Annotated in this window: 10 protein-coding genes; 4 read left to right on the forward strand and 6 right to left on the reverse strand. The window is 63.7% G+C overall.

Translation table 11 applies throughout. From position 1 onward, the window contains the following. Window positions 1-32: 32 nt before the first annotated feature. Entirely contained in the window at window positions 33-1,088 is a 1,056-nt protein-coding gene (gene zapE, locus P775_RS02960; RefSeq protein ID WP_099909613.1) for a cell division protein ZapE, read from the forward strand. A 374-nt stretch (window positions 1,089-1,462) separates the two neighbouring features. Here the strand turns inward: zapE and P775_RS02965 are convergent, their stop codons facing one another. Further along, window positions 1,463-2,734, reverse strand: a complete 1,272-nt coding sequence (locus P775_RS02965) for a bifunctional folylpolyglutamate synthase/dihydrofolate synthase (protein ID WP_099909565.1) — start codon at window positions 2,732-2,734, stop codon at window positions 1,463-1,465. Then, the gene (gene accD / locus P775_RS02970; RefSeq protein WP_099909566.1) at window positions 2,731-3,684 is read right to left on the reverse strand and encodes an acetyl-CoA carboxylase, carboxyltransferase subunit beta; all 954 of its coding nucleotides are present in this window, start codon (window positions 3,682-3,684) and stop codon (window positions 2,731-2,733) included. Before accD ends, P775_RS02965 begins: the two co-directional genes overlap by 4 nt. A 352-nt stretch (window positions 3,685-4,036) precedes the next feature. Between accD and ilvD the strand changes: the two genes are divergently transcribed. The 3 genes from ilvD (at window position 4,037) to P775_RS02985 (ending at window position 7,550) form a co-directional block, all read left to right on the forward strand. Continuing rightward, a complete protein-coding gene (ilvD, locus tag P775_RS02975) occupies window positions 4,037-5,800 on the forward strand; it encodes a dihydroxy-acid dehydratase (protein ID WP_099909567.1) in 1,764 nt (587 codons plus the stop codon). Between the two features lie 2 nt (window positions 5,801-5,802). After that, on the forward strand, window positions 5,803-6,459 hold the full coding sequence (locus P775_RS02980) for a dihydroxy-acid dehydratase (protein ID WP_099909568.1): 657 nt from the start codon (window positions 5,803-5,805) through the stop codon (window positions 6,457-6,459). Window positions 6,460-6,635: 176 nt separating this feature from the next. Then, window positions 6,636-7,550, forward strand: coding sequence for a DMT family transporter (locus P775_RS02985; protein WP_099909569.1), 915 nt, complete (start codon window positions 6,636-6,638; stop codon window positions 7,548-7,550). Window positions 7,551-7,667: 117 nt separating this feature from the next. On the opposite strand, the gene P775_RS02990 is transcribed toward P775_RS02985, so the two are convergent. From P775_RS02990 to P775_RS03005, 4 genes are all read right to left on the reverse strand, one after another. After that, window positions 7,668-8,990, reverse strand: coding sequence for an NAD(P)/FAD-dependent oxidoreductase (locus tag P775_RS02990; protein ID WP_099909570.1), 1,323 nt, complete (start codon window positions 8,988-8,990; stop codon window positions 7,668-7,670). After that, window positions 8,987-9,805 (reverse strand): ABC transporter permease, encoded by an 819-nt coding sequence (locus tag P775_RS02995; protein ID WP_099909571.1) that lies wholly within the window; start codon window positions 9,803-9,805, stop codon window positions 8,987-8,989. Before P775_RS02995 ends, P775_RS02990 begins: the two co-directional genes overlap by 4 nt. A gap of 85 nt (window positions 9,806-9,890) precedes the next feature. Next, a complete protein-coding gene (locus tag P775_RS03000) occupies window positions 9,891-10,781 on the reverse strand; it encodes an ABC transporter permease subunit (protein ID WP_099909614.1) in 891 nt (296 codons plus the stop codon). A gap of 35 nt (window positions 10,782-10,816) precedes the next feature. After that, window positions 10,817-11,938, reverse strand: coding sequence for an ABC transporter ATP-binding protein (locus P775_RS03005; RefSeq protein ID WP_099909572.1), 1,122 nt, complete (start codon window positions 11,936-11,938; stop codon window positions 10,817-10,819). Window positions 11,939-11,997: the final 59 nt, after the last annotated feature.

Below are 11,997 nucleotides of genomic sequence, written 5' to 3' on the forward strand. Positions count from 1 at the left end.
CAATGCGCCCGGGGCACGGTATGGCGATGCCCATGGTCACAGTCACAGATCTTTATGAACAGCGCGTCGCCGAAGGGCGGCTGACACGGGACGCAGCCCAAGAGGCGGCGCTGCCCGAGTTTGAGCGTATCCGCGCAGCACTGGCCCAGCCGGTCAAGAAGGGCCTGTTTCGCAAGGCGCCCGAGCCGCCCAAGGGGCTGTACCTGTGGGGCGGGGTCGGGCGCGGCAAGTCGATGCTGATGGATCTGTTTGTCGAGTCCGTCGATGTGCCCGCGCGCCGGGTGCATTTCCACGCCTTCATGCAGGAGATGCACGCCCAGATGCATATCGAGCGCAAGAAAGGCACCGAGGATGTGATCAAGCCGGTGGCCAAGCGCGTGGCAGACGAGCTGCGCCTGCTGGCGTTTGACGAGATGCAGATCACCGATATCACCGATGCGATGATCGTGGGGCGGCTGTTCGAGCAGCTGTTTCTGGCGGGTTGCGTGGTGGTGACCACGTCGAACCGGGTGCCGGATGATCTGTACAAGGATGGTCTGAACCGGCAGCTGTTCCTGCCCTTCATCGAGCTTTTGAAAGACAAGATGGCGGTGCAGGAGCTGGCGTCACCCAAGGACCACCGGCAGGACCGGTTGGCCGGGGCGCAGGTGTATTTCTCGCCCAACAACGCCGAGGCCCGGGCCGAGATTGACCGGATCTGGCAGGAGCTGTCGGGTGGTCAGGAAGAACCGCTGGTGCTGCATGTGCAGGGGCGTGAGGTTGAATTGCCGCGCTTTTCGAATGCGGTGGCGCGAAGCGGGTTCTATCAGCTGTGCGGAAAGGCGCTGGGGGCTGCGGATTACCTGAAACTTGCCGAAACCGTGCGGGTGCTGATCATCGAGGATATTCCGACGCTGGGGCGGTCGAACTTCAACGAGGCCAAGCGGTTCGTAACGCTGGTGGATGCGCTCTATGAGGCAAAGGTCAAGCTGATCGTGAGCGCGGCGGATCAGCCAGAGATGCTCTATGTCGAAGGGGTGGGGGCGTTTGAATTCGACCGCACCGCCAGCCGCCTGCGCGAGATGCAGGCCGAGGGCTGGGGCCAGTGATCTGGGCGCTGTGATCCGGACATTGTGAGTGGGCGCTGTGATTGGTGCGGAAAAAGGGGCCCCGAAGGGCCCCTGAGACTGCTCTTGTTTTTGCCTGCTTTTTAACGCTGCTGCGGGGGGTGGCATCTGCCATGACCCGCTAAAACTGTCTTGTTGCCGCGTTGCCCTTGGCGAAAATCGGGCTCTTCGCGAAAACTGGGTGGTTCGTGATATGCGACGATACCGAATCATAGGCCTGTGCAGGCCGATCCGTCAACATTTAGTGTAAATTTCTACAATTATGGATGAGCAGGCGAAAGCCGCACAGATGTAGTATCTTGGCTGTTGCGTGTTCAGGGCTTTGATCCAGCAGCGAAATCCCTGTCGGGGGAGAGTCAGCCGTTGCTGCGCAAAATATGACCGGCAAGGTAGAGCGATCCGCAGATCAGGATGCGCGGGGCCGGATCCTGTGCGACGATGGCCTGCAGCGCCTCGGCCACCGAGGCGGCCGCTTGTGCGGGCAGGCCGACCTGTGCCGCGATCTCTGCGGTGGTTTCGGCGGGCAGGGTGTTGACCTCGTCCGGGATCGACACGGCGGTGAGGCTGTCGGCCACCTGCGCCAGCGGGGTCATGTAGCCGCGCACATCCTTGGTGTTGAGCATGCCGCAGATCAGGTGCGTGGGGCGTTTGGGCAGGCTGGCGAGGTGCTGGGCGAGGGCGTCGCCCGCTGCCGGATTGTGACCGCCGTCGAGCCAGAGCTCGGCATGCGGGGCGATGTCGAACAGCGGACCGTGGCGCAGGCGCTGCATGCGGGCGGGCCAGACCGCTTTGGTGACTGCCGCCTCGCAGGCATCGGCATCCACGCCAAGAAAGCGCAGGGCGGCGAGGGCGGCACCGGCGTTCATGTACTGGTGCTGGCCGGGCAGGTTGGGCAGCGGCAGGTCGAGCAGGCCGGTTTCATCCTGATAGACCAGCCGGTCACCTTCGCGGCCAACGTGCCATTGTTGGCCATAGGCCAGCAGCGGTGCGCCAAGGCGGGCGGCGGTGGCCTCGATCACCTCAAGCGCGGCGTCGTCCTGTTGCGCGGTGACGCAGGGCACGCGGCGTTTCAGGATGCCGGCCTTTTCGGCGGCGATTTTGGGCAGGGTGTCGCCCAGATAGCTTTCGTGATCCATCGAGATGGGTGTCAGGATCGTCAGCGCGGGGGTTTCGATCACGTTTGTGGCGTCCAGCCGTCCGCCAAGGCCGGTTTCCAGCAGGATGTAATCCGCCGGGGTGCGGGCAAAGGCCAGCAGGGCGGCGCAGGTGGTGATTTCGAAATAGGTGATCGGATCCGTGCCGTTGGCCGCGTAACATTCATCAAGGATCTCGGTCAGATCCTCCTCGGTGATCAGATCACCGGCAAGGCGGATGCGTTCGTGAAACCGCGCAAGGTGGGGTGAGGTATAGGCATGCACGCGCTTGCCCGAAGCCTCAAGCCCGGCGAGGATCATCGCCTGAGTCGACCCCTTGCCATTGGTGCCGGCCAGATGGATCACCGGGGGCAGTTTGCGTTCGGGATGATCGAGTGCGGCCAGCAGGCGCCAGACGCGGTCCAGGGTCAGATCGATGATCTTGGGGTGCAGCGCCATCATCCGCGACAGGATGTGGTCGGAAGACGCGCTCATTTCTTGGCGGGCTTCTCATCCGCCGGAGCGGGGGGCACGAGATCATCGACCAGCGGGGGCGCCATGTCATCGGGCGGCGCAAGGTGGCCTTTGACCGGGGGCGGCAGTTGCATGAGCATGCGGGTGATCGAAATCAGTTCGTCCCGCATCTTGTTCCGGTCGGTCACGCGGTCAAGCATGCCGTGTTCCAGCAGGTATTCGGCGCGCTGGAAGCCTTCGGGCAGCTTTTCGCGGATGGTCTGTTCGATGACGCGGGGACCGGCAAAGCAGATCAGCGCATTGGGTTCGGCGATCTGCACATCGCCCAGCATGGCATAGGACGCGGTGACGCCCCCGGTGGTTGGATGGGTGAGCACGACGATATAAGGCAGGTTCGCCTCACGCAGCATCTGGATCGCGACGGTCGAGCGGGGCATCTGCATCAGCGACAGGATGCCTTCCTGCATGCGCGCGCCACCGGCGGCGGAAAACAGGATCAGCGGGCGCTTGAGGCGCACGGCCTCTTGCGCGGCCTTCACGATGGCATTGCCGACATACATGCCCATGGAGCCGCCCATGAAGGAGAAATCCTGTGCGGCGGCCACGATCGGCGTCTGGCCGATTTCACCAAGCGCGACGAGCATCGCCTCTTTCTCGCCGGTGGATTTCTGCGCGGCGCGCATGCGGTCGGGGTATTTCTTCTGGTCGCGGAACTGCAGGGGATCGGCAATCGCCTCGGGCACCGCAACTTCGGCGAAATTGCCGGCGTCGAACAGCGCGGTGAAGCGGTCGCGCGGGGTGATGGCCATGTGGTGGCCGCAGTTGGTGCAGACGTTGAGATTATCCGACAGCTCGCGGTGGAACAGCATCGTGCCGCATTCATCGCATTTGGTCCAAAGATTCTCGGGGACCTCGCGGCGCGAGAAGATCGAGTTGATCCGGGGGCGGACGTAGTTGGCGATCCAGTTCATGTGCGGCACTATCCCAGGGCATCGTTTCTGCGGCAGATTTAAGGCCGTGGCGGGGGAATTGCAATGCAACTGGCTGGGCAACTGGCGGGACTGTGCGCGGCCCAAAACTTTTCTGAAAAGTTTTGCCAAGAGTTTTCTGAAAACTCTTGGGTGGTGGCGGCGGCGTGCGCAGACAAGCAATCCGCCTTGTGAAGCAAGGGGGGCTTCGGTATTCGGGAGGCTAAAGCGTCCCGCCTTAACCTTTACTCGCTTGTTCGCGGCCTGTTGGCTGCGCCCCCAACGCGAAAAGCGATGAGTGTGTTTCAGGTCAAAGGCGGGGTGCTATAACTGCGTTCTTCAGGGAGGCCCAGCCATGATCAAGCGTTCGTTTGACAAATCCAGACTGCCCAGCCGTCATGTGACTGAAGGCGCCGCGCGCGCGCCGCACCGGTCCTATTACTATGCCATGGGCATGACCGAAGAAGAGATTCACCAGCCGCTGGTGGGTGTCGCGACCTGCTGGAACGAGGCGGCCCCCTGCAATATCTCGCTGAACCGTCAGGCGCAGGCCGTGAAGCTGGGCGTCCGGGAGGCCTTTGGCAGCCCGCGCGAATTCACCACGATCACCGTCACGGACGGGATCGCCATGGGGCATGAGGGCATGCGCTCTTCTCTTGCCAGCCGCGAGGCGATTGCCGACTCGGTCGAGCTGACCATGCGCGGCCATTGTTATGATGCGCTGGTCGGTCTTGCAGGGTGCGACAAGTCGCTGCCGGGCATGATGATGGCGATGGTGCGGCTGAACGTGCCGTCGGTCTTTGTCTATGGCGGCTCCATCCTGCCGGGCAAGGTGCCGGCCGGGGCGGATGTGCCTGCGGATTTCGCATCGCGCGATCTGACGGTGCAGGATATGTTCGAGGCGGTTGGCCGCCATCAGAACGGCACGCTGAGCGACGCCGCGCTGGAAATTCTGGAACGTGTGGCTTGCCCTTCTGCGGGCGCCTGCGGCGGTCAGTTCACCGCCAACACGATGGCCTGCGTGTCCGAGGCCATTGGTCTTGCGCTGATGAATTCGTCCGGCGCACCGGCCCCTTATGAAAGTCGCGATCAGTATGGCACGGCCTCTGGCGTCGCGGTGATGGATCTGTTGGAAAAGAACATCCGCGCGCGGGATGTGGTGACGCGTCAATCGCTTGAGAATGCGGCGCGGGTTGTGGCCTGCACCGGCGGGTCGACCAATGCCGGTCTGCATCTGCCCGCGATTGCCCATGAGGCGGGCATCGATTTCTTCCTTGATGATGTCTGCGAGATTTTCCGCGACACGCCGTATTTTGTCGACCTCAAGCCCGGTGGCCAGTTTGTGGCCAAGGATCTGTACGAGGCGGGCGGCGTGCCGGTCGTACTGAAGGAGTTGCGCAAGGCCGGTCTGCTGCACGAGGATTGCATGACCGCAAGCGGCTACAGCCTTGGCGAAGAGCTGGACAAGATCCAGGGCGAGGCCGATGGCCGCGTGATCCACACGGTTGCAAACCCGATCACAAAGAGCGGCGGTGTTGTGGGCCTCAAGGGCAACCTCGCGCCCAGCGGGGCGATCGTGAAGGTTGCGGGCATGAGCCCGGAAGAGCAGGTTTTCAGCGGTCCGGCGCGCGTGTTCGAATGCGAAGAGGATGCGTTCGAGGCGGTGAAGGCGCGCAGCTACAAGGAAGGCGAGGTTCTGGTCATCCGCAACGAAGGTCCCGCAGGTGGCCCGGGTATGCGCGAGATGCTGGCAACCACGGCGGCGCTGTCGGGGCAGGGCATGGGCAAGAAGGTCGCGCTGATCACTGACGGGCGTTTTTCCGGCGCGACGCGCGGTTTCTGCGTCGGACATGTGGGACCAGAGGCGGCGCTGGGGGGCCCGATTGCCCTGCTGAAAGATGGTGACATCATCACGCTGGACGCTGTGCGTGGTGTGCTGTCGGTGGATCTGAGCGAGGATGTACTGGCCGAACGGCGCAAAAGCTGGGCGGGCCCGCGCGAGACGATCTATGCCAGCGGCGCCTTGTGGAAATATGCGCAGCTTGTGGGCGAGACTTACAAGGGCGCGGTGACCCATCCGGGGGCCGCGGCCGAAAAACACATCTATATGGATCTGTGAAGATGATGCGCGGGGTCCTTGGCGTTGCGGTGTTGGCCTGCCTCTGGGTGGCGGGCTGTGCGGCAGGCGTGCCCAATGGCGGGGGCACCGTGCGCGGTTTTCTGGAAAACGGCGCAGCTCCCGCACCGCTGAAGCGGGCGGCGCTGGCGGGGGGCGATATCCGCCTGTCAGGGCCTGCGGGATATTGCATTGATCCCGAAACGCTGCGCGTCGGGTCGGACCAGAGTTTTGCACTGCTGGCCAGTTGCCGCATCCTGTCGGGTGGCGCGTCGGGCGGGATGGTCCCGCCGGTGCTGATCTCGGTCACGGTGGGGGCACTGGGGTCCGGCGGGGATGTGCCGGAACCGCAGGACCTGGCGACGGCGGCCTCTGAACCCATGATCGAGGGGCGCAAGGGCGGCGGGCTGTCGCTGGCGTTGCTGGGCCGGGGCGGGGACAGCATGTTTGACGGCGGGGATGCGCGGTATTGGCGCGGTGCCTTTGTGCAGGGCGGACGGCTGGTCAGCGTCGCGCTCTATGTGCCGCAGGGCAGCGTGATCCTTGAGGGGCGCGGGCCCGAGATGTTGCAGGCGCTGCAGGCACAGGTGCGCGCGGACAGCCCGAAACAGGCGCCGGTCGGCGCCGAGGCCGGGCTGGCCAGGAGCAAGGTAACACAATAAAGTCCTGCGCGGAGTCTGGGACTGTTGCACGCTTTCCCCGGGTTCGCTGCGGGCGGGGTTGCCGTGGTTGACCTTCGGGGGCGGGTATGTGCAGGACTGCGGCATGTCGCGTTCAGGGGGTCCCCTGAAGAGAGTTGTGCGCAACATGCCCCAAGCCCTTCCAGACAGGATGCCCCATGTCCCCGTTTCGCGGCGTTGTGCTAAAACTGCTTTCCGTTCTCTTGTTCATCATCATGGCGGCGCTGATCAAGGCCACGGCGGCCCGCATTCCGGCGGGCGAGGCGGTGTTTTTCCGGTCGTTCTTTGCGATGCCCGTTATTGTCGGCTGGCTGATGATGCGCCACGATCTGTCGACAGGGTTCCGTGCGAAAAGCCCGATGGGGCATGTCTTGCGCGGAATTGCGGGTGTGGCGTCGATGGGGACGGGTTTTGCCGCCCTCGGTCTGCTGCCGCTGCCCGAGGTGACGGCCATCGGCTATGTCTCTCCTCTGCTGACCGTGCTGCTGGCGGCGGCCTTGCTGGGTGAGCGGCTGCGGGCGTTTCGGATGACGGCGGTGTTTATCGGGCTGGTTGGCGTGATGGTGATCCTCTGGCCCCGGTTGACGCTGGCGGATGTGGACCGCGCAGCGGCCATCGGCGTCACGCTGATCCTTGTGTCGAGCGTGTTGCGCGCGCTGGCCCAGATCCAGATCCGACGGCTGGTGGCGAGCGAGCAGACCTCGGCCATCGTGTTCTATTTTTCGCTGACGGCGACGGTGCTGTCCCTGCTGACCCTGCCCTTTGGCTGGGTGATGCCGACTGCGCCCGAGGCGGTGATGCTGGTGGCGGCAGGGCTGATCGGCGGGCTGGCGCAGATCCTGCTGACTGCGGCCTATCGCTATTCTGAGGCGGCGCTGCTGGCGCCGTTCGAATATGCCTCGATGATCTTTGCGCTGCTGATCGGCTACGTGGTCTTTGAAGAGGTGCCGACGGGCACCATGCTGATCGGGGCTGTGATCGTGATTGCGGCCGGTGTGCTGATCATCTGGCGCGAGCGTCAGCTGGGCCTGCGGCGCGGGCGCGCCAAGGCGGCGCTGACCCCGCAGGGCTGAGCGTTCGGCGGGTGTTGTGTGGGGGCGCTGCCCCCGTCGCCTCTGGCGACTCCCCCGGGATATTTTTGGACAGGTGAGGCGGGGCGCCGAGAGGCGATTCACGTCCAATGCGGGGGGTTAGCTGTCGAGAAGGCTGGCGGTGGCATAGGCCGGAGCCAGAAGGGCGCGGCGGAAGCGGCCGAGGGGGAAGCGGCCCGGGGGCTGGCGCATCGCCTGCGGATAGGGCGTGTCTGGCGTTTTGCCCTGGACGATGGCGGCGAGGATGCGGCCCGTGTGGCTGCCCATGGCGACGCCATTTCCGTGATAGCCCATGCCTGCGAATACGCCGGGCAGTTCCGGCACCGGCCCGGCAAAGGGCGTAAGGTTGGACATGATGCAGACCAGTCCGGACCAGTCATGGGTGATCTCGACCTCTCGCCACGCGGGGAACATGGCGTTGAAATCGCGGCGGATCTTGCGGCGGATCGCGGCCTCGGCGCCCTGAGTGGCGCGCAGCCCGCCGCGCATGCCGAAGAGGAAGCGGTTGTCGGGCAGCTTGCGGAAATAGTGCAGCAGGGTGCGGGTGTCATAGGCCATCTGATCGCTGGTCCAGCCCTGCGCCTCACGCTCTGACAGGGTGAGCGGGCGGGTGACGATGACACTGGACTGCACGGGCAGATAGCGGGCGCGCAGCCAGTCGGGGACATCCTCGGAGGAATAGCCGTTGGTGGCGAGGATGACCCTGTCGGCGGTGATGGTGCCGTTTGGGGTGGTCAGGCGGGTCTTGCCGCCCTGCTGGGTCAGTCTGGTGACGGGGGTTTGGGCGTAGAGCTGCGCGCCGGCGCTCTGCGCGGCCTGTGCCAGACCGGCATGATATTTCCGCGGGTTGAGCGCAAAGCCGAGCGGGATGGTGAGGGCGCCGTGAAAGGGCCCGGCGAGACCGTTTTCGCGCAGGGCTGTCTTTTCGATGACCTGGGGTGTGACGGCGTAATCTGTCCGGATCTCCTCAACGCTCGCGCGCAGTGAGGCCATGGCGCGCGGGGTGTGGGCGATCAGGGTTTCGCCCTGGCTGTGGGTGTCTGCGTCGATGCAATGTGTTCTGAGCAGGGTGGTGACCGTATCGATGGCCGCCTTTTCGGTGGCGCGCCAGTCGGCGAGGCCCTGAGTGCCATAGCGCTTTTGAAGCAGTTTGCGCGGAGCCTTGGCGCCGCCAAGACAGCAGAAGCCGCCGTTGCGCCCCGATGCGCCAAAGCCGGGTGTCTCGGCCTCAAGCACGGTGACGCGGACAGTGTCCTGCGCCAGATGCAACGCGGCAGAGAGGCCGGTGAAGCCGCCGCCGATGATGGCGACATCGGTCTGGATATCGCCGTTGAGGGTGGGCCAGGGCGTGGGCAACACGGTGTCGGCCCAGAAGCAGCCCTGTTGCGGGCCATAGGCTGCCGTTTCATAAAGACGTTTCATGTGGCGCGGGCGGCGGCCTGTTCATCGCGCTGCTGCGCCACGGAGGCGCGTTTGGTGATGAGAGACGTGGTGATCACGCCCACGGTCACGATTGCGATCATGAGGGTGGAGAGTGCGTTGATTTCGGGAGAGACGCCGAGGCGGACGGCCGAGAAGATCTTGATCGGCAGAGTGGTGGCTGAGGGGCCGGTGGTGAAGCTCGCGATGACCAGATCGTCGAGCGACAGGGTGAAGGCCAGCAGCCAGCCCGAGATCACGGCAGGCGCGATGATCGGCAGGGTCACGAGGCGAAAGGCCGCGAAGGGGGAGCAGCCGAGATCGAGCGCGGCCTCTTCCAGCGAGCGGTCAAAGGAGCTGAGGCGTGAGGAGACCACAACCGAGACATAGCACATGGAGAAGGTGGTGTGGGCCAGCACGATGGTAAAGACGCCGCGGTCCAGGCCGATGCCGATGAAGAGCAGCAGCAGCGAGAGGCCGGTGATGACCTCTGGCATGACCAGCGGGGCGTAGATCATGCCCGAAAACAGCGTGCGCCCCATGAACCGGCCCGAGCGCACGAGGACGGTGGCGGCCATGGTGCCGAGGATGGTGGCGATGGTCGAGCTGAACACGGCGACGCGCAGGGTGACCCAGGCTGCGTCGAGGAATTCCTGGTTCCGCAGCAATTCGCCGTACCATTTGGTGGAAAAGCCTGCCCAGACGGTCACCAGCTTGGATTCATTGAAGCTGTAGATCACGAGGATGACCATGGGCAGGTAGAGAAAGGCGAACCCGAGTGTGAGGGTTGTCGCGTTGAACCACGAGAAACGTTTCATGTGAAGGACTCCGCCAGCAGGGGGCGCGACCAAGAGTTTTTTGAAAACTCTTGGCAAAATTTTCGGGAAAATTTTGGGGTGGCGCTCATCCCTCGGCCTCGCGCTGTTTCTGTTCGTTGCGCTGGAACAGGATGATGGGGATGATCAGAATCAGCAGCAGGATGATCGCCACGGCGCTTGCCACCGGCCAGTCGCGGTTTGAGAAGAACTCCTCCCACAGGACCTTGCCGATCATCAGCGTGCCCGACCCGCCCAGCAGCGACGGGATGACAAATTCGCCGATCGCCGGGATGAAGACCAGAAAGCAGCCCGCGATGATGCCGCTTTTCGACAGTGGTATCGTGACCAGCCAGAAGGCCGTGACGCGGGAACAGCCCAGATCCTCGGCCGCCTCTAGCAGGCTGTCGTCCATCTTTTCCAGCGCCGCATAGATCGGCAGGATCATGAAGGGCAGATAGGCGTAGACGATGCCGATATAGACCGCGAGGTTGGTGTTGAGGATCGTCAGAGGTTCCGAGATCAGCCCGGTCCAGAGCAGGAACTGGTTCAGCAGCCCCTCGTTCGACAGGATCCCCATCCATGCGTAGATCCGGATCAGGAAGGAGGTCCAGAACGGCAGGATCACCAGCATCAGCAGGGTCGGGCGCCATTCGCTGGCCGCGCGCGCCATGCCATAGGCCATGGGATAGCCCACCAGCAGCGTGACGAAGGTCGAGATCAGCGCGATCTGCAGAGAGCTGAGATAGGCCTTCCAATAAAGATCATCGGTGGTGAGGAAGGTGAAATTCTCGAAATCCAGATCGGCGAAGAAGCTGCGCACGCCCTCCCATCCCGCCGAGAGGTCGAGTTGCGGGGTATAGGGCGGGATCGACAGGGCGATGTCCGAAAGCGCGATCTTGAGCACGATCACGAAGGGCACGAGGAACAGCGCCCCCAGCCACAGATAGGGCACTGCGATCAGGAAAAAGCGCCGCAGATTCATGATGTCACCTCTGGGATCCGGGTCATGGCTCAGCGCTCCAGCAGGACACCGGCGGTGTCGGTGAAGGAGAGCCAGACGTCATCCTCCCAGGTGATGCCGCGATTGGCGAGGCGGCGGGTGTTGGCGGTCTGAGCCTTCATCATCGTGCCGTTGGGCAGTTTGACGTGATAGGTCGACAGGTTCCCGAGATAGGCAATGTCGATCACGCGGCCCTGCAGCATGTTGGCGCTGTCGGGGCGTTCGGTGGTGATGGTCACCTTTTCTGGCCGGATCGCGAAATGGCAGGTCTGGCCGGGGGCAAAGGTCTTGGCCGTGGTGCCGCGAATGGGCATCTCGCCCTCGGCCCAGGTGATTTCAACCTTGTCGCCGGATTGGCTGGCGGTGCCTTCGATGATGTTCACATCGCCGATGAAGTCGGCCACGTAGACGGTTTCGGGGGCTTCGTAGATGACAGAAGGTGTTGCGACCTGAATGAGGCGGCCCTCGTCCATCACCGCGACGCGGGAGGCGACGGTCATCGCTTCTTCCTGATCATGGGTCACGATCACGAAGGTGGTGCCGGTCTTTTCCTGAATGTCCATCAGTTCGAACTGGGTGTCCTGACGCAGCTTGGCATCCAGAGCGCCGAGCGGTTCATCGAGCAGCAGCAGCTTCGGCGCCTTTGCCAGAGACCGCGCCAGAGCGACGCGCTGACGTTGCCCACCCGAGATCTGATGCGGCTTGCGCTTGGCGAATTTGCTGAGACGGGTGAGGCGCAGCATTTCTTCGACGCGGTCTGCAATCTCGTCCTTGGAGGCATTGCCGCGGCGCAGGCCAAAGGCGATGTTGTCCCAGACCGACAGATGCGGGAACAGCGCGTAGCTTTGGAACATCATGTTCACCGCGCGTTTGTTCGGCGGCACCGGCACGATGTCCTGCCCGGCTAGAAGGATGCTGCCGGAGGTGGGGTTTTCGAAACCGGCCAGCATGCGCATCAGCGTGGTCTTGCCACAGCCAGAGGGGCCGAGGAGCGCGAAAAATTCGCGCTCAAAAATGTCGATGTTGAGATTGTCGATGGCGGTGAAGTCGCCAAATCGCTTGGTCACGCCCTTGAACTGGATCAGGGGTTTTTCGTTCGGATCGTCCCAGGGGGCAAAGATCGTCTGGCTCATGTCGTGCTCAAATCCACCAAGAGAAAGGCCCGCGCTTGGGGCGCGGGCCGCTGGGCTGG

It is taken from the genome of Puniceibacterium antarcticum, assembly GCF_002760615.1.
GTDB lineage: Bacteria > Pseudomonadota > Alphaproteobacteria > Rhodobacterales > Rhodobacteraceae > Puniceibacterium > Puniceibacterium antarcticum.

Bases quoted from the DNA above. Each gene is read 5' to 3' on its own strand.
- zapE (WP_099909613.1), top strand. From the start codon at position 33: ATGGTCACAGTCACAGATCTTTATGAACAGCGCGTCGCCGAAGGGCGG.
- P775_RS02965 (WP_099909565.1), bottom strand. From the start codon at position 2,734: ATGAGCGCGTCTTCCGACCACATCCTGTCGCGGATGATGGCGCTGCAC.
- accD (WP_099909566.1), bottom strand. From the start codon at position 3,684: ATGAACTGGATCGCCAACTACGTCCGCCCCCGGATCAACTCGATCTTC.
- ilvD (WP_099909567.1), top strand. From the start codon at position 4,037: ATGATCAAGCGTTCGTTTGACAAATCCAGACTGCCCAGCCGTCATGTG.
- P775_RS02980 (WP_099909568.1), top strand. From the start codon at position 5,803: ATGATGCGCGGGGTCCTTGGCGTTGCGGTGTTGGCCTGCCTCTGGGTG.
- P775_RS02985 (WP_099909569.1), top strand. From the start codon at position 6,636: ATGTCCCCGTTTCGCGGCGTTGTGCTAAAACTGCTTTCCGTTCTCTTG.
- P775_RS02990 (WP_099909570.1), bottom strand. From the start codon at position 8,990: ATGAAACGTCTTTATGAAACGGCAGCCTATGGCCCGCAACAGGGCTGC.
- P775_RS02995 (WP_099909571.1), bottom strand. From the start codon at position 9,805: ATGAAACGTTTCTCGTGGTTCAACGCGACAACCCTCACACTCGGGTTC.
- P775_RS03005 (WP_099909572.1), bottom strand. From the start codon at position 11,938: ATGAGCCAGACGATCTTTGCCCCCTGGGACGATCCGAACGAAAAACCC.